This is a genomic window from Pseudomonas sp. NPDC078416, from assembly GCF_050268485.1.
GTDB lineage: Bacteria > Pseudomonadota > Gammaproteobacteria > Pseudomonadales > Pseudomonadaceae > Aquipseudomonas.
This window is the reverse complement of the sequence record NZ_JBNNGV010000001.1, coordinates 389337-407041: the sequence shown is the minus strand read 5'-3', so window position 1 is coordinate 407041 and position 17705 is coordinate 389337. Positions and strand designations below refer to the sequence as shown.

Below are 17705 nucleotides of genomic sequence, written 5' to 3'. Positions count from 1 at the left end.
GTGACAGCGATATGAATGATCCGCGCAAAGGCAGCGATGCCGAACCCATCACCCACTTCGGTTACAAAAACGTACCGGAAAGCCAGAAGGCCGAGAAAGTCGCCGAGGTGTTTCACTCCGTCGCGGCCAAATATGACCTGATGAACGACGTCCTGTCCGGCGGCATGCATCGCCTCTGGAAGCGCTTCACCATCGAACTGTCCGGCGTTCGCAGCGGCAACCGCGTGCTCGACATCGCGGGCGGCACTGGCGACTTGGCGAAGAAGTTTTCCCATCTTGTCGGCCCGACCGGCGAAGTCGTGCTGGCCGACATCAACGCGTCGATGCTTAAGGTCGGTCGTGACCGCCTGCTGGATCGCGGCGTGGCCGGCAACATCAAGTTCGTCCAGGCCGACGCTGAAAAGCTGCCGTTCCCTGACAACTACTTCGACTGCGTGACCATCGCCTTCGGCCTGCGCAACGTGACGCACAAGGAAGACGCGATCCGCTCCATGCTGCGCGTGCTCAAGCCGGGTGGTCGTTTGCTGGTACTGGAATTCTCCAAGCCCACCAGCAAAGTCATGTCCAAGATCTACGACGCCTATTCGTTCGCTTTCATGCCGCTGGCCGGCAAGCTGATCACCAACGATTCGGAAAGCTACCGTTATCTGGCGGAGTCGATCCGCATGCACCCCGATCAGGAAACCCTGAAGTCAATGATGGTCCAGGCCGGTTTTGACCGCGTGACCTACCACAACATGACCTCCGGTATCGTTGCGCTGCATCGGGGCATCAAACCCTGATGCTGATCAACGGCTTGCTCGCCAGTGCCGAACACGGCATCAACCGCGTGCTGCGCATGGACAGCACCGCCCTGCCGCGCCTTGACCGGCTGAGCGGCAAGGTCATCGCGATCGAGTGCACCAGCCCGACGTTTCATCTGCACGTGCTGCCCAGCGACGACGGCCTGATGCTGGCCGCGAACTGGGAGGGCGGCGCTGACGTGACCTTGCGCGCGCCCGCTGCGAGCCTGATGCGCCTGGCGATGAGCAAAGACAAAAATGCCGTGCTGCACAGCCCGGAAGTCGAGCTGGATGGCGAAAGCGCCGTGCTGCTTGAGCTGGTGGGTGTGCTGCAGGATCTCGACCTCGACTGGGAATACGAGCTGCAACGCTGGCTCGGTCCTGTCGCGGCGCCCCTGATCGGCGGGCACTTGCGCAACAGCGCGCGCTGGACTCGCGACAGCGCGGCCAGCCTCAGCCACAACCTGGCCGAATACCTGGCCGAAGAATCCCGCACGCTGGTCGGCAAACGCGAGGCCGAAGCCCGCTTCGCCGAACTGGATCAGACCAAACAAGACCTGGAACGCCTCGAAGCCCGCTTCGAGCGTCTGGCCCACTCCCTCAAATCCAGCGATAACGCATGAGCCTGCTTGCCGTCCGCCGCCTGTTTCGCATCCAGCGTGTCGTAATCCGTTACCGCCTCGATGATCTGCTGTTCGCCCTGCCCCTGCCGTGGTGGCTGCTGGCTGTGCGCTTCGTGCTGCCGTGGCGCTGGCTGCCGCGGCGCAAGAACGAACTGAGCCGTGGCGCCCGTCTGCGCCTGGCGTTGCAGGACCTGGGGCCGATCTTCATCAAGTTCGGGCAGTTGCTGTCCACCCGCCGCGACCTGCTGCCTGAAGACATCGCCGACGAGTTGATGATGCTGCAGGACCGCGTGCCGCCGTTCGACTCCGCCAAGGCCGTGGCGCTGATCGAATCGCAGCTGGGCGCAAAGATCAGCGAAGTATTCAGCCGTTTCGACGTAGCCCCGCTGGCCTCTGCCTCTGTCGCCCAAGTCCACGCCGCGCGCCTGAAGACGGGCGAAGAGGTGGTAGTGAAGGTCGTACGGCCGGGCTTGAAGCCGATCATCGGTTCCGATCTTGCGTGGCTGTTCATTCTGGCGAAGATTGCCGAGCGGGTCTCCGCGGACGCGCGCCTCCTGCATCCGGTGGCCGTGGTCGCCGATTACGAAAAAACCATTTACGACGAACTCGACCTTTTGCGCGAGGCGGCCAACTCCAGCCAGTTGCGCCGTAACTTCGAAGGCTCGACCATGCTTTACGTGCCGCAGGTCTATTGGGACTGGTGCCGGCCGAAGGTGTTGGTCATGGAGCGCATCTACGGCGTGCAAGTGACCGATCTGGCGACCCTCGCCGATCAGCGCACCGACATGAAGAAGCTGGCCGAGCGCGGTGTCGAACTGTTCTTCACCCAAGTCTTCCGTGACAGCTTTTTCCACGCCGACATGCACCCCGGCAATATTTTCGTCAGCACGGTCACGCCGTGGGATCCGCAGTACATCGCCATCGACTGCGGCATCGTCGGCAGCCTGACCCCTGAGGATCAGGACTACCTGGCGCGCAACCTGTTTGCCTTCTTCAAGCGCGACTACCGCCGCGTTGCACAGCTGCACATCGATTCGGGCTGGGTGCCCGCCGAGACCAAGCTGAATGAATTCGAAGCGGCCATCCGTACGGTCTGCGAGCCGATTTTCGAGAAGCCGCTGAAGGACATTTCCTTTGGGCAGGTGTTGATGCGCCTGTTCCAGACCGCACGCCGCTTCAACATGGAAGTGCAGCCGCAACTGGTGCTGCTGCAAAAAACGCTGCTCAACATCGAAGGCCTCGGCCGTCAGCTGTACCCCGAGCTGGATCTCTGGGCGACTGCACAGCCGTTCCTCGAACGCTGGATGCGTGAGCGCGTCAGCCCGAAAACCCTGCTGGGCAACCTGCAATCCCAGGTCGAACAGATTCCGCATCTGGCCAACATGACCCGGGATTTGCTCGAGCGTCTGTCGCAGCCCCATCGTCACGATCCGCCTCCGCCGTATCGGCGCGATGGTGATCATTGGGCCCTTCGCTTGCTCGGCGCTGGCCTGCTGGCCGGCGGCGTACTGTTGGCGATCACCCATACCCAGACCGGCGCAGCGCTGAACACCCTGAGTGCCTGGCCTGCCTTGCTGATGCTGGCGGCAGGCGTCTATCTGGTCGTTCGCCGATAGCCATCGGCGCGAGCCGCTGGCACACTAACCCTCCCCTGGAGCGGCCGGAGCCGATGATGAAAGACTGGCTGGACGAGATTAAGTGGGACAAGGACGGTCTGGTGCCCGCCATCGCGCAGGACCACAAGACCGGTCGCGTGCTGATGATGGCCTGGATGAACCGCGAAGCCTTGAGCCTGACTGCCAGCGAACAGCGCGCTATCTATTGGTCACGTTCGCGTGGCAAGTTGTGGCGAAAGGGCGAAGAATCGGGCCACGTGCAGAAGCTTCATGAACTGCGCCTGGACTGTGATGCCGACGTCATTATCCTGATGGTCGAGCAGATCGGCGGCATCGCTTGCCATACCGGCCGCGAGAGCTGCTTCTACCGCGTCTATGACGCCGCCGGCTGGAAGACCGTGGACCCGGTGCTCAAAGACCCGGACGCCATTTACCAAGCAGGACACTGAACATGACTGATACCTTGTCACGCCTTGCCGAGGTGCTTGAATCACGCAAGGGCGCGGCTGCCGACTCGTCTTACGTCGCCAGCCTTTATCACAAGGGACTGAACAAGATTCTGGAGAAGGTCGGCGAAGAGTCGGTCGAAACCATAATCGCTGCCAAGGACGCTGCCATCAGCGGTGACTGCAGTGATGTCATCTACGAAACCGCCGATTTGTGGTTCCACAGCATGGTGATGCTTGCCCAACTGGGCCAACACCCGCAAGCCGTGCTCGATGAGCTGGACCGCCGTTTCGGCCTGTCCGGCCACGCCGAGAAAGCGTCTCGCTCGGCGGAATAAACACCTGGGCTGCGGCCCGAAATTTCTTGTGAGGAACGCGTCATGGGCATTTTTGACTGGAAACACTGGATCGTCATTCTTGTGGTTGTCGTGCTGGTGTTCGGCACCAAGAAACTCAAGAACCTGGGCACTGACGTGGGTGAGTCGATCAAGGGCTTTCGCAAGGCCATGAATGACGACGACAAGCATCCGGAAGAGCCGACGGTTCAACCGCCGGTTCAGCCACAGCCGACTGCGCAGCCTGTGCCTCCGGCTCAGCCGCTGCACCAGCCGCACACCATCGACGCTCAGGCACAACGAGTCGAAGACCCCCTCCGCAAAGACTAGGTCGTGACGCATGTTTGGTATCAGCTTTTCTGAACTGCTGCTGGTCGGCCTCGTTGCCCTGCTGGTCCTGGGCCCCGAGCGTCTACCCGGCGCAGCACGGACGGCCGGGCTCTGGATCGGCCGCCTGAAACGCAGCTTCAATGCGATCAAACAGGAAGTTGAGCGCGAAATCGGCGCTGACGAGATTCGGCGTCAGTTGCACAACGAGCATATTCTTTCGCTGGAAGAAGAGGCTCGCAAGATCATGCAGCCTCAGCAACCGCCTGCTGCGCCTGTAGCGCCTGTCACGCCGGCGCCGGCTGAACCTGCTGCCGAGACGCCGGTTTCGCCTGCTCCGGTATCGACAGCACCATCCACGGCACCGGTCATGGGTGCGGCCTCACCGGTACAGAGCGCCGACATTGGCCCGGCCGCCCCGGCCGAAAGCGCGTCGGTCACGCCGCCACCCGTTCATGTCGAGCCTACCGCGCCTGCGTCGGCACCTTCGCCTGCCGGGCCAGGATCTGTACCCGTATCTGCGCCAGTCATCACCCCTGCGACTGCGGTGCAAAGTGCGCCTTCCGCCAACGATTCGTCACTGCCACCACGAGCCCCATGAGCGAAATTCCCGAAAACGACCAGCAAATGCCGCTGGTCTCGCACCTGACAGAACTGCGCTCGCGTTTGCTGCGCTGCGTGCTGGCGATCTTCGTGATCTTCGGCGCGCTGTTCTACTTCACCCAGAAGATCTATACCTTCGTTTCTGCTCCGCTGCGCAAGTTTCTGCCTGACGGTGCCACGATGATCGCGACCGATGTGGCCTCGCCGTTTATCACGCCGTTCAAGCTGACGATGATGGTGGCGCTGTTCCTGGCGATGCCGGTGATCCTGTACCAGATCTGGGGGTTTATCGCCCCAGGCCTGTACAAGCATGAAAAACGCGTGGCGGTGCCGCTGTTGATCTCCAGCATCATCCTGTTCTATGCCGGGATGGCGTTTGCCTACTTCCTGGTCTTCCCGCTGATCTTCCACTTCTTCGCCAGCGTCACCCCGGAAGGCGTTTCGATGATGACGGATATCGCCAGTTATCTGGACTTCGTCATGACGCTGTTCCTGGCGTTTGGCGTTGCTTTCGAAATCCCGGTGGCGGTTGTGCTGCTGGTGTGGATCGGCATCGTCGACGTCAAATACCTGAAGAAGATTCGCCCGTACGTGGTGATTGGCTGCTTCGTGGTGGGCATGATCCTCACTCCGCCGGACATCTTCTCGCAGACCCTCCTCGCTGTGCCGATGTGGCTGCTGTTTGAAATCGGTGTGCTGTGCAGTTCGATGATCACCAAGCGTGGCGATCATGAAGACGACGAAAAAGCCGAAGACGAACAGAGCCAACCGCCAGCGACCCAGCCGTGAACCTGCTGTTGCTTGAGGACGCCGACTTCATCGCGGCGGACCGGGTGGTGCTGCGTGACCGGCGCCTCAAGCACATGCAGGAAGTGCATCGCAGCGAAGTCGGCGATAGCCTGCGGGTTGGTCGGGTGAACGGGCTGCTCGGTAGCGCACAGCTGCTGCGGCTGGAGCCTCGGGAGGCCGAGCTTTCGGTGAGCTTCGCGCACACCCCGCCGGCCAAACTCCCGCTAACGCTGATCCTCGCATTGCCACGCCCGAAAATGCTGCGTCGGGTGTTTCAGACCGTGGCGACGATGGGTGTTCCCAAGGTCATTCTGGTCAACAGTTACCGCGTTGAAAAAAGCTTCTGGCAGACACCCTTTCTGGAGCCTGCGGCGATTCGCGAGCAGTTGATTCTCGGGCTGGAGCAGGCCCGCGACAGCGTGCTGCCGGAGATCGTTATCGAAAAGCGCTTCAAGCCCTTCGTTGAAGACCGCCTCCCCGCGGTTGTTGAGGGCACGCTGGGATTGGTCGGCCATCCGGGTGATTTCCCGGCCTGCCCGCGCGCGGTCGAGCAGCCTGTCACCCTGGCCATCGGCCCTGAAGGCGGCTGGATTCCCTACGAAGTCGATCTTCTGCAGGCCTCCGGCCTGAATCCAGTCCAGTTGGGCGCGCGGATCCTGCGCGTCGAAACCGCCGTGACTGCGCTGCTGGCCCGATTGTTTTAATGCTGCGTTGAGCCTGCCTCGAGCGAGGCGCCTGGTTTGCTGCCGCTTCGCGGCAGTTCGCGGGCAAGCGCGCTCCTACGCCCTTCGGGCAAAATCCAAGGCAAAACGCCGACATCCGGACGCGCAGCACTCGCAATGAGCATCCGCGCCAGCGGCACTCCGCCTGACAATCAATACCGAACCCATCTCTGCCGATCAATGCCTGACCCGCTTCTGCCGAAGGCGTAGGAGCGCGCTTGCCCGCGATCGGCTGCGCAGCAGTCGTGAACCTGTCCACCCAGCCCTTCATCACCCCACGCTTCAGTTCCTCGCGCAGCGGCCGATGCACAGGCGTCCATAAAAACAACTCGCAAGGAATCATCATGTCTCGCTGGTTTGCCCAACGCCTTGGAAATATGAGCGTCCGTCTCAAACTGGGTATCGGTTTCGGCCTTGTGCTGTTGCTGACGCTGCTCATCACGGCGACGGGCTGGTCAAGCGTGAAGGCGGTGATCGAGCGCGGCGACAAACTGGGGATGATCTCGCAGATCAGTGAGCGGACGATGGATCTGCGCACGGCACGCATGGTGTATGAAACCCAATACAGCGCTGAAGCCGCGACGGCTGTCATGACCGCGCTGGACAACCTCGACGCTGACCTGAAAACCGCGCAGGGCATGGTAAAAGGCCTCGGCGATCTCAAGCTGCTGGACGCTCAGACTCAGGCCGCGGGCGATTACCGTCGCGCTTTTGTCGACATGACCAAGGCTATCCAGACTCGCGAAGCCAGCCGAAGCAACCTGGGCGCTGCCGCCGACGCCGCTGTTGATGTCGTCAACAAGATCGAACAGGCGTTGCTGCAGCACGACAACATCCTGCAATTCAACAGCGCGGTGGACGTCAGCAAGCAGATTCAGCAGGCACGCTTCCAGGTGCGTGGTTATACCTTCAGCGGCAATCCGGATTTTGAAAAGAACGCCACTGCGGCCATCGACGAAGCGATCATCGGGGTCAACACGCTGGCGGGCGATGTCTCTTCCCAATACATCTCGCAATTGCAAAAGGCCAACCTGGCGCTCAAAGGCTACCGCGCCGCTGTCGGCCAATATCGCGATGCGCAACAACTCAGCCGTCAGGCGCTGGAAAAGATGACCGGACTGGGGCAGCAGTTGCTCGATGTCAGCGATCAGTTGAGCGCCTCGCAAAATGCCAAACGTGACGCCGACACCGGTCAGGCCCAATCGACCCTTGGGATCGTTACGATAGTGGCGCTGATCCTCGGTGTTCTCGCCGCCTGGGTCATCACCCGGCAAATCACGGTGCCGCTGGGCCAGACGCTCGTTGCGGTCGAGCGCGTGGCGTCCGGTGATCTGACCCACAACTTAAGCGTCGACCGGCGCGACGAGCTTGGCCAGTTGCAGGGCAGCATCCAGCGCATGACCGTGGAGCTGCGCCAATTGATCAGCGGCATCGGCGAAGGCGTGACCCAGATCGCCAGCGCCGCCGAAGAGCTGTCGGCGGTCACCGAGCAGACCAGTGCCGGGGTCAACAGCCAGAAGATCGAGACCGATCAGGTGGCGACCGCGATGCACGAGATGACCGCTACCGTGCAGGAAGTGGCGCGCAACGCCGAAGAGGCGTCCGAGGCTGCCGTAGCCGCCGACCTTCAGGCGCGCGAAGGCGACAAAGTGGTCAATGAGGCCATTGCGCAAATAGAGCGTCTGGCGACCGAAGTCGGTCACTCCACCGAGGCGATGGCTGAACTCAAGCGCGAGAGCGACAAGATCGGCAGCGTCCTCGACGTGATCAAGTCCGTCGCACAGCAAACCAACCTCCTCGCCCTGAACGCAGCCATCGAGGCCGCGCGGGCTGGCGAGGCCGGGCGTGGATTTGCCGTGGTGGCGGACGAAGTGCGAAGCCTGGCGCAACGCACGCAGAAGTCCACAGAAGAGATCGAAGAGCTGATTTCAGGCCTGCAGAACGGCACCCGGCAGGTGGCGACGATCATGGACAACAGCCGCGAGCTTACCGTCAGCAGCGTCGAGCTGACCCGCCGCGCCGGCACCTCCCTGGAAAGCATCACCCGCACGGTTTCTGCGATTCAATCCATGAACCAGCAGATCGCCGCCGCGGCCGAGGAGCAAAGCGCCACCGCCGAAGAGATCAACCGCAGCGTGCTCAACGTGCGCGATGTGTCGGAACAGACCTCGGCGGCCAGCGAGGAAACCGCGGCGTCGAGCGTCGAACTGGCGCGCCTGGGCAGCCATCTGCAAGCGTTGGTGGGCCGCTTCCGGGTCTGATTAATCGCCCGGAGTGGTTCGCACAACCTTGCTGGCTGTATGCAATTTGTACTGCGGATACCGGCTTGCCAGCGAATGCAATTTCTCCTGTGGATACTGGTTTGCCAGTGAATGCAATTTCTCCTGTGGATACCGGTTTGCCAGTGAATGCAATTTCTCCTGTGGATACCGGTTTGCCAGTGAATGCAATTTCTCCGTGGATACCGGCTTGCCAGTGGATGCAATTTCTCCTGTAGGAGCCGGCTTGCTGGCGAATGCGGTGGATCAGTAGCAAAGATGGTGACTGAACCAACACATTCGCCAGCAAGCCGGCTCCTACGGATTTAGCGTACTGCCGCTCAGCCATACCGCTGCGGAAAACAGCCTTCCGAGCGGGTGGAATCTGTGACACGCGTCACCTCTTCCCTCCCCTCGGAAATCTCCTACGACCTGATCAGGTCACGCCTCCGCTTTCCCTGCCGATGCGCGTTTATCGCTCATCCGCAGGAGACGCATCATGCTGCAAGGCATCAATCAGGCGCTGGCCAATACCAGTGTCAAACTCAAACTGTCGCTGGGCTTTGGCCTGGTTCTGCTTCTGACCCTGGCCATAACCCTGACCGGCTGGCACGGGCTCGACACCATGATCGAGCGCTCGGAGTCATTGACCTCCATCGCCCAACTCAACGCGATGACCAAGGACCTGCGCGCCGAGCGCATCGTCTTTCGAGTCGAAAACACCGCTGAAAGCGCTTCTCGGGTCGTTGACCGCATCAACGAGATCGAGGCGCATCTGGTGGTATTGCGTGACGACGCCCCGCCTGCCGACATTCTCAAGCTGCTCAATGGGCAGAGCGACACTGTCAGGGCGCTCGAAGCCACCTTTGCCGATCTGACCAAGCTGTTAAGTGCGCGGGCTGATTCACGTGCGCAACTGGCCGCTCTGTCTGAGGAGGCAATCACGTCCATCGGCCAAGTGGAAGGCGAGGTCCTGAAAGCCGTCAGTCAGGAGCAGGACAGCAGCGAGCGCCTCGGGGAGTTCACCAACATTCAGCAATTGCGCGGGCAGGTGCAGAACGCCCGTTACGAAGTCCAGGCGTACGTGTTCAGCGGTAAAGAGTCCTACGAGATCGCCGCTATTACCGCCATCGATGAAGCGCTCAAGGAAGTCGAGCAGATCGCCAGCGATCAGGCCGATGGCAATGTCAGTGAATTGCTCAACGCCCGTAAGACGCTGCTCAAATACCGCGAGCACATGGGCCAGTTCAAAGACCTGCAGGTCAAGGTTGAAGCGGCTCAGGAGTCTATGGAGGAGCTAGGTGAGAGCCTGCTCACCTCGACCGGCGAGATTAGTACGCTGCAAGGCCAGAGGCGTGATGCCGAAGCCACTCAGTCGCGGCAGACGCTCAGTGCCGTGGCCGGGCTGGCAATGCTGCTCGGCCTGCTCGCGGCATGGCTGATTACCCAGCAGATTATCGCTCCACTGCGGCTGACCTTGAGTGCCGCTGCGCGCATCGCCAAGGGTGATTTGAGTCAGGACATAGACGTCGGCCGTCGCGACGAGATGGGCATGCTCCAGTGCAGCATGCAGGACATGACACTGAGCCTGCGCCAGCTCATCAGCGGCATCAGCGAGGGCGTGACCCAGATCGCCAGCGCGGCCGAGCAGCTGTCAGCCGTCACCGAGCAGACGAGTGTGGGCGTCAACAGCCAGAAAGACGAGACGGACTGCGTCGCCACGGCGATGAACCAGATGACCTCAACCGTGATTGAAGTGGCCCGCAATGCGGAAGAAGCCAGTGAAGCCGCGCGGCAAGCTGATCAGCAAGCCCGGGACGGCGACAAGGTGGTCAACGACGCCATCGCGCAGATCGAGCGCCTGGCGCTGGAGGTGAATAATTCCACCCAGGCCATGGGCAAACTCAAGCTGGAGAGCGACAAGATCGGCGGGGTGCTCGACGTGATCAAGTCGGTGTCACAGCAGACCAATTTGCTCGCCTTGAACGCCGCGATCGAAGCCGCCCGGGCAGGCGAAGCGGGACGCGGTTTTGCGGTCGTCGCCGATGAGGTTCGCGGCCTGGCGCAACGCACACAGGAGTCCACCGAGGAAATCGAAGTGCTGATCGCGGCTTTGCAGAGTGGGACCCAGCAAGTGGTCATGACCCTTGATGCCAGCCGAACCCTGACCGACAGCAGCGTCGAGCTGAGTCGTCAGGCCGGAAGCGCGCTGGGGCACATCACACGTACAGTGTCGACGATTCAGGCGATGAACCAGCAGATCGCTGCGGCGGGCGAGGAACAGAGCAGCGTGGCGGAGCAGATCAACCGCAGCGTGCTGAACGTGCGGGATGTGTCCGAGCAAACCGCGGCATCCAGCGAAGAAACCGCCGCTTCCAGCATCGAACTGGCGCGGTTGGGCGTGCAGTTGCAGGAGCTGGTCGGCAAGTTTCGGGTGAGTTGATCGCGCAGGTACCACCGCCTTACCTGTAGGAGCGCGCTTGCCCGCGATTGCGGTGGATCAGACGACTCATTATTTGCTGACGGAATGCTTTCGCGGGCAAGCGCGCTCCTACAATTGATTTGCGCATGGCCATGGGCCCTGCGCAGACGTCCGAAGCCCAGACACAAAAACGCCGCCGAAGATCACTCTTCGGCGGCGTTTTGTTTAGCGCATGAATCAGGCGTGGACGGGGGTCACGTCTTTCACATGGGTCGCTGGCTGCAGGGGCAGCAGCGGCGCATGGGGATCGGCGTCCACCGAAGCGCGCCAGGCATTGAGCCAGGCAGAATTACCTTCGCTCCAGACCAGCTCGTGCAACCGAGCCAGCGCAACCGGATCGCTCAGCAATTGCAGGCGCTCGTGGTTGTTCAGTAGCTCAGGGCCACCCTTAATCGCATGACGTACACGCTCGACACGCATCCACTCGATCGGCTCGGCTTCGCGATGGCGAGAGGTCGCCAGCGCGCAGGCCAAAGCGTTCTGCTGTGGATCGACCACGGCGCGAACAAAGCCATCATTCAGCGCGTGCCAGCGGTTCTCGTGGGTGTACTGGTCAGTGGACACCAGTTCTTGCGGCGGCGTGTGCTCTTCCGGAATCAGGAACAGCTTGTTGTCGCGCGCCTTCAGGCCCAGATTCGTACGGCTGGAAATCACCGACACCGGGATCGACAGCATCAGCGAACCCACGATCGGCACCAGCCACCACAGGAAGCTCGGATTCAGCCAGGCCACCAGCAGCGCCCAGCAAAAGCCCAGCAGCGTCTGCGGCCCGTGACGCTTGACCGCTTCGCTCCACGGCGTCGAGTCATCGTCACGCTGCGGCGAGTTCCAGGTCGCTGCCCAGCCCAGGAAGGCAGCCAGTACAAAGCGGGTGTGGAAGATCATGCGCACCGGCGCCAGCAGCATGGAGAACAGCATTTCCAGCAGCATCGACATCGTGACCTTGATGCGACCGCCAAAGCCGGTCGCGCCCTTGGCCCAGATCAGAATCACGCTGAGCAACTTCGGCAGGAACAACAACACGACTGTCGTGGAAAACAAGGCAACGGCTTTTTCCGGGTGCCACTGCGGCCACAACGGATACAGCTGACGCGGCTCCATGAAGTAGGTCGGCTCCATCAGCGTGTTCACCGCCAGCAGCGCCGTGGACAACACCAGGAAGAAGAACCACAACGGCGCCGACAGGTAGGACATCACGCCGGTCAGGAACACCGCACGGTGTACCGGGTGCATGCCCTTGACCAGGAACAGGCGGAAGTTCATCAGGTTACCGTGGCACCAGCGACGGTCACGCTTGAGTTCGTCTAGCAGGTTCGGCGGCAGCTCTTCGTAACTGCCCGGCAGGTCGTAGGCAATCCACACGCCCCAGCCGGCACGGCGCATGAGCGCTGCTTCGACGAAGTCGTGGGACAGAATCGCACCGGCAAAAGCCCCTTTCCCGGGCAGCGGCGCGAGGGCGCAGTGCTCGATGAACGGCTTCATGCGGATGATCGCGTTGTGACCCCAGTAATGGGATTCACCCAATTGCCAGAAGTGCAGGCCGGCCGTGAACAGCGGGCCGTATACGCGAGTTGCGAACTGCTGCATGCGGGCATACAGCGTGTCCATGCCCGAAGCGCGCGGCGCGGTCTGGATGATGCCGGCGTCCGGCGTCGCTTCCATCAAGCGCACGAGGCTGGTCAGGCATTCGCCGCTCATGACCGAGTCAGCGTCAAGCACGACCATGTAGCGGTATTCACCGCCCCAGCGACGGCAGAAGTCATCGAGGTTACCGCTCTTGCGCTTAACGCGACGGCGGCGACGACGGTAGAAGATCTTTCCGAAACCACCGGTTTCACGGCACACATCCAGCCAGGCTTGCTGCTCGGCCACACAGATGTCGGTTTCGTTGGAGTCGCTGAGGATGAAGAAGTCGAACCGATCCAGATCGCCCGTGGCTTTGACCGATTCGAACGTCGCCCGCAGACCCGCAAATACGCGAGGCACGTCTTCGTTACAGATCGGCATGACCAATGCGGTGCGCGCACCGGCTTCGATCGGCTCATTGCCCGCGCTCGCACCGGAGATACGGTACTTGTCGTGGCCGGTGAGCAGTTCGAGGAAGCCCATCAGCGCGGTCCAGAAACCCGCCGATACCCAGCAGAACAGAATCCCGAACAACAGGAGGATGCTGGTCTGCAGCGCGTACGGCATGACCTGAACAGCGGTCTGCCAAAGGGTCTGGTGACTGATTTCGTCAAACGAAACCAGCGACCAGCCCTGGTAGGGCAGGATGCCTTTCATGTAGAAGCCGGCGACGATGGTCTGGCCCAGCATCAGGATCAGGAGGATGTAACGGCGGATCGAACCGACGGTGCGCCAGCGCGCCTTCGGCAGATCCCGTGGCAGATCGTCCTTGGGCGGCGGCGGGTTGGTCTTCCCGGTGAGTCGACGCCAGCCGCGGTGCAGGATGTTGGTCCGCCACGGCTCCGGCACGACTTTGGTCCGACGAATCGGCGGCGTGGCTTTCAGGACAACGCGGCCGCTGGCGTCAACACTCAGCATCTCGGCTTCGTGCAGTTCATCAGCGGTCGTCAGGGTAAGGCGACGACCCACCGAAGCCTGGGCGGCCTCGGCGGAATCAGCGACGGTTTGCGCCGAAAGGCGCTCGTGCAGCTCAGCGAACGAGGTGCAGCTGGCAAGTTCTGCCCGCTGCGCGTCGGTCATCGGCAAATGCGCCAGGTACTCGCTGAGAGACTCATTCAAAGGCTCTGGCACCGCGTGTGAATTACTCATCGGCTGGCAACTGGTAGCTCCAGGTTTCGGTCAGGACTTGTTGAATCATGGCCGGCCCCTGTGGGGTGGATGCAGCCTGTACCGCTGGCTGCGGGGTATCTTTAATGCCTTTGTTGGCCTTGGCAGCGTCGCCCAGAGCGGCTTCAGGCTTGTACGCCTCGTCCGACTTGGCTTCGGCAACCTTGGTGGCATCGGCTGCCTTCGCGGCATCTTTGCTGTCGGCTTTAGGGCCTTTAGCGTCCTTCATGTCTTTCGCGTCTTTCGCATCGCCGGCCTTCAAGGCGTCGGTTTTAACGATTTCAGCTTTCTCGTCCTTCGGTGCAGCAACGACGGGCGCAGCGGCAACAGCAGGCTTGGCGTCAGCCTTGGCGGCCGGCTTTTTGTCCGACTTGTCAGCAGTGATCACCGCTGGTTCCTTGCCTGGCTCGGCAGGGGTTTCGCGCAGCAGGTAGGCACGCATCTCAACCGACTTGCCCGGATCCTTGACCTTCAGGCGCAGCGTCAGACGCCAGCCTTTGGTCACCGGGTTGTAGCGCAGGTTGTTCTCGACCAGATCGGTGTTGTCATCGGTGATGACCTGACTGCGGATCGACGGATCTTCACCCAGCTTGGCGAGGGTCGGGCCAACGAAATCGACCAGGTAGGCAACGCTGCCGTCCGGTTGACGAATCAGGTTCGATTGCTTCACGTCGCCAGTGGAGCGCAGGGTCTGCTTGACCCAGCCCAGGTCAGGCGAGTGAATGGCATCCTCATCCATGGTCCAGTGCAGACGGTAGTTGAAGTCGATCGGCTGACCCGGCTCTGGCTGGGTTTCCGGCTTCCAGAACGCAACAATGTTGTCGTTGGTTTCGTCGGCAGTCGGGATCTCGACCAGATCAACGGTGCCCTTGCCCCAGTCGCCCTTCGGCTCGATCCAGGCGCTTGGACGTTTGTCGTAGCGGTCATCCAGGTCTTCGTAATGGCTGAAGTTGCGGCCACGTTGCAGCAGACCGAAACCGCGCGGGTTCTCAACCGAGAAGCTGCTGACCGAGAGGTGTTTCGGGTTGTTCAGCGGACGCCAGATCCACTCACCATTGGCTGCCTGAATCGACAGACCGCTGGAGTCGTGCAGCTCGCGACGGTAGTTGAGGACTTTCGACGGCTGGTTTGCACCGAACAGGAACATGCTGGTCAGCGGCGCTACGCCCAACTTGCCGACCTTGTCACGCAGGTACATGCGCGACTGCACATCAACCAGTGAGTTGGTGCCCGGACGCAGGGTCAGCTTGTACGCACCAGTGGCGCGAGGGGAGTCGAGCAAGGCGAAGATGACCAGATGATTGTCATCCGGGCCCGGCTTCTCGATCCAGAATTCGGTGAAACGAGGGAATTCCTCACCCGATGGCATGGCTGTGTCGATCGCCATCCCGCGCGCCGACAGACCATAAACCTGACCTTTACCGATGACGCGGAAGTAGCTCGCGCCCAGCATGGTCATGATTTCGTCTTGCTTGTCGTCTTTGTTGATCGGGTAAGTGACGCGGAAACCGGCGTAGCCCAGGTTCTCGGTCGACTTGGGATCGAACTTCACATCGCCGAAATCGAAACGACTCGGGTCGTACTTGATCTCGTTGACGGAGTTGGCGGTGACTTCGTTGATTTTGACCGGGGTGTCGAAGTGCATTCCCTGATGATAGAACGAGACCTTGAACGGGGTCTTGTCATTGGCCCATTCTGCCTTGTCTTGCAGGAAGCGGATCTTTTGATAATCCGCGAACTTCATGTCGCGGAATTCGGCCGGAAGATTGCTCTTCGGCGCGGTGAATTTCTGTCCGGCCAGATCTTTGGCCTTTGTCGCCACGTCGTCGAGATCGAACGCCCAGAGCTGACTGGCGCCGAACAGACAAAACAAAGCCGACCCTGCCAGCAGCGCGCTGCGCAAGCGCCCGCCCGGGTTCTTTGGTGCATTACATGGACTAACAATCACGAGCAACCCTCGCCGAAAACAGATGAAGAAACCAACGGCCAGCTATCAAATGCCGGGTTGGCGAGCATTGTTCCGACTCCAAAAGGGGCCAATGATTCCCCAAGCGGTGTCGGACCAGTCTGCGTTTTACCGATTTGACGGGCCTTGGCCCGCCTTTGTAGCGCGCGATTATCCAGTAGCTCGCGTTACAACGCATCAGGTGACGCAAACTATTTATTGCGTTTAAAGCGGGTAAATCCGGGGCCATCAAACAGACCGGGCTGTTCAGGTCTCCAGCAAAAATGTCACGGGGCCATCATTGATCAGCTGCACCTGCATATCTGCACCAAACTGGCCCGTTTCCACCGTGGCGTGAGAGGTTTTGGCCTTTGTCACCAGGTAGCCAAACAGCTCGGCGCCAAGTGCCGGGGGTGCCGCTTTTGAAAAGCTCGGCCGCATCCCGCTTTTAGTATCCGCCGCCAGTGTGAACTGAGAGACCAGCAGTAACCCGCCGTTAACGTCGATTAATGAAAGATTCATCTTGCCGTCGGCGTCACTGAATACCCGGTAGTTAAGCAGCTTGTGCACCATCTTGTCGGCGCTGACGGGCGTGTCTTGAGGCTCGATGCCAATAAGGACCATTAATCCTTGATCAATCGCGCCAATGGTCTGGCCGCCAACGTCGACGCGCGCCTGGGAAACGCGCTGAAGCAAGGCTTTCATTTATGCCTCTTCCGGCGGCAGATCCAGCAAACGCCGCGCCACTTCTGACGCTGCGCGCACCAATGCGTCGGTGATCCCCGGCTCGGACGCCGAGTGCCCGGCGTCGCGGATGACCTGCAGCTCACTGTTCGGCCACGCCTGATGCAGCTCCCAGGCGTTGTCCAGCGTGCAGATCATGTCGTAGCGTCCATGCACGATGATGCCCGGCAGATGGGCGATCTTCGGCATGTCGCGAATCAGCTGGTTTTCTTCGAGGAACGCGCCGTTGGTGAAGTAATGACACTCGATGCGCGCGATGGACAAGGCGCGATGGGGCTCGGTGAAGCGATCGACCACCTGCGGGTTCGGACGCAACGTGGCGGTGCGCCCTTCCCAGGTCGACCACGCCTTGGCGGCGTGCATCTGGGCGATCTGGTCGGTGCCGGTGAGGCGCTTGTGGAATGCGGCGAGCACGTCGCCGCGCTCGTCCGGCGGAATCGGCGCCATGTAGTCCTGCCAGTAATCCGGGAACAGGCGGCTGGCGCCCTCTTGATAGAACCATTTGATGTCCTGGGGCCGGCTCAGAAAGATGCCGCGCAAAATCAGTGCATGAACCCGATCAGGGTGCTTTTGCGAATAGGCCAGGGAAAGCGTGGAACCCCACGAGCCACCGAACACCACCCATTTATCGATGCCCAGGTGGGTGCGGATGCGTTCGAGGTCATCGACCAGGTGCCAGGTGGTGTTGTTTTCCAGGCTGGCGTGTGGCGTTGAACGACCGCAGCCGCGCTGATCGAAGGTGATGATGCGGTAGAGGTTCGGGTCGAAATAGCGGCGGCTCTGTGCATCGCATCCCGAACCCGGCCCGCCGTGGATGAAGATGACAGGCAAGCCGTCCGGCGAGCCGCTTTCATCGACATACAGCACATGCGGCTCTTCCACTGCCAGATCGTGCCGGGCATAAGGTTTGATCTGCGGGTACAAAGTCTGCATAGGTGCTCCAAAAGTCCGGTTCAGGGGCTGCGGTCTATCTGCCGTGGGGCATCATAAACCCGAATCGGCGAATGAACATGACTGCCTGATTCTGGCCAACTCCAACCCCTGTTTCACGGGCATATGCCCGTTGACAGCAAGCATGAGCAAGATCAACGCCAGAGTGGAACGATCAATGCAAGCCGTCTCCCGATCAGGGGAAAGCGCCAGAGATTCACCGCCAGTGTGCAATGACGGCGAACCGAGGTAGCTTGTTCGAGTCGAACCGAGGGTCGTGCAACCGCGTATTTTTCATCCGACCGGGAGG

Annotated in this window: 15 protein-coding genes; 11 read left to right on the top strand and 4 right to left on the bottom strand. The window is 61.1% G+C overall.

Annotated features, from left to right (window positions below; translation table 11 throughout):
* The first annotated feature begins 11 nt into the window (after nucleotides 1-11).
* From ubiE to ACQKEN_RS01840, 11 genes are all read left to right on the top strand, one after another.
* A complete protein-coding gene (gene ubiE / locus ACQKEN_RS01890) occupies nucleotides 12-782 on the top strand; it encodes a bifunctional demethylmenaquinone methyltransferase/2-methoxy-6-polyprenyl-1,4-benzoquinol methylase UbiE (protein WP_122534362.1) in 771 nt (256 codons plus the stop codon).
* Nucleotides 782-1405, top strand: coding sequence for a ubiquinone biosynthesis accessory factor UbiJ (locus ACQKEN_RS01885; protein WP_427683250.1), 624 nt, complete (start codon nucleotides 782-784; stop codon nucleotides 1403-1405). The genes ubiE and ACQKEN_RS01885 overlap by 1 nt, the downstream gene beginning before the upstream one ends.
* On the top strand, nucleotides 1402-3021 hold the full coding sequence (gene ubiB, locus ACQKEN_RS01880) for a ubiquinone biosynthesis regulatory protein kinase UbiB (protein ID WP_427683248.1): 1620 nt from the start codon (nucleotides 1402-1404) through the stop codon (nucleotides 3019-3021). Before ACQKEN_RS01885 ends, ubiB begins: the two co-directional genes overlap by 4 nt.
* 56 nt (nucleotides 3022-3077) lie before the next feature.
* Nucleotides 3078-3470, top strand: a complete 393-nt coding sequence (gene hisI, locus ACQKEN_RS01875; RefSeq protein ID WP_427683246.1) for a phosphoribosyl-AMP cyclohydrolase — start codon at nucleotides 3078-3080, stop codon at nucleotides 3468-3470.
* Nucleotides 3471-3472: 2 nt separating this feature from the next.
* Complete coding sequence (locus tag ACQKEN_RS01870) at nucleotides 3473-3805, top strand: phosphoribosyl-ATP diphosphatase (protein WP_427683244.1); 333 nt, start codon at nucleotides 3473-3475, stop codon at nucleotides 3803-3805.
* Between the two features lie 42 nt (nucleotides 3806-3847).
* Nucleotides 3848-4132: a twin-arginine translocase TatA/TatE family subunit gene (locus ACQKEN_RS01865; RefSeq protein ID WP_427683242.1), complete on the top strand. Its 285-nt coding sequence runs from the start codon at nucleotides 3848-3850 to the stop codon at nucleotides 4130-4132.
* A 10-nt stretch (nucleotides 4133-4142) separates the two neighbouring features.
* The gene (gene tatB / locus ACQKEN_RS01860) at nucleotides 4143-4730 is read left to right on the top strand and encodes a Sec-independent protein translocase protein TatB (protein ID WP_427683240.1); all 588 of its coding nucleotides are present in this window, start codon (nucleotides 4143-4145) and stop codon (nucleotides 4728-4730) included.
* Nucleotides 4727-5521, top strand: a complete 795-nt coding sequence (tatC, locus tag ACQKEN_RS01855) for a twin-arginine translocase subunit TatC (RefSeq protein ID WP_065986665.1) — start codon at nucleotides 4727-4729, stop codon at nucleotides 5519-5521. The genes tatB and tatC overlap by 4 nt, the downstream gene beginning before the upstream one ends.
* On the top strand, nucleotides 5518-6225 hold the full coding sequence (locus ACQKEN_RS01850) for a 16S rRNA (uracil(1498)-N(3))-methyltransferase (RefSeq protein WP_427683238.1): 708 nt from the start codon (nucleotides 5518-5520) through the stop codon (nucleotides 6223-6225). Before tatC ends, ACQKEN_RS01850 begins: the two co-directional genes overlap by 4 nt.
* 362 nt (nucleotides 6226-6587) lie before the next feature.
* Nucleotides 6588-8504 carry a methyl-accepting chemotaxis protein gene (locus ACQKEN_RS01845; RefSeq protein ID WP_427683236.1) on the top strand — a complete coding sequence of 639 codons (1917 nt, stop codon included), beginning with the start codon at nucleotides 6588-6590 and terminating at the stop codon, nucleotides 8502-8504.
* Between the two features lie 496 nt (nucleotides 8505-9000).
* Nucleotides 9001-10944 carry a methyl-accepting chemotaxis protein gene (locus tag ACQKEN_RS01840; RefSeq protein ID WP_427683234.1) on the top strand — a complete coding sequence of 648 codons (1944 nt, stop codon included), beginning with the start codon at nucleotides 9001-9003 and terminating at the stop codon, nucleotides 10942-10944.
* Nucleotides 10945-11160: 216 nt separating this feature from the next.
* On the opposite strand, the gene mdoH is transcribed toward ACQKEN_RS01840, so the two are convergent.
* The 4 genes from mdoH to pip form a co-directional block, all read right to left on the bottom strand.
* Nucleotides 11161-13758 carry a glucans biosynthesis glucosyltransferase MdoH gene (gene mdoH / locus ACQKEN_RS01835; RefSeq protein WP_427683232.1) on the bottom strand — a complete coding sequence of 866 codons (2598 nt, stop codon included), beginning with the start codon at nucleotides 13756-13758 and terminating at the stop codon, nucleotides 11161-11163.
* Nucleotides 13751-15724, bottom strand: coding sequence for a glucan biosynthesis protein G (locus tag ACQKEN_RS01830; RefSeq protein WP_427683230.1), 1974 nt, complete (start codon nucleotides 15722-15724; stop codon nucleotides 13751-13753). Before ACQKEN_RS01830 ends, mdoH begins: the two co-directional genes overlap by 8 nt.
* Nucleotides 15725-15988: 264 nt before the next feature.
* Nucleotides 15989-16426, bottom strand: a complete 438-nt coding sequence (dtd, locus tag ACQKEN_RS01825; protein ID WP_427683228.1) for a D-aminoacyl-tRNA deacylase — start codon at nucleotides 16424-16426, stop codon at nucleotides 15989-15991.
* The gene (gene pip / locus ACQKEN_RS01820; protein WP_427683226.1) at nucleotides 16427-17398 is read right to left on the bottom strand and encodes a prolyl aminopeptidase; all 972 of its coding nucleotides are present in this window, start codon (nucleotides 17396-17398) and stop codon (nucleotides 16427-16429) included. It abuts the gene before it with no gap.
* Nucleotides 17399-17705 lie beyond the last annotated feature (307 nt).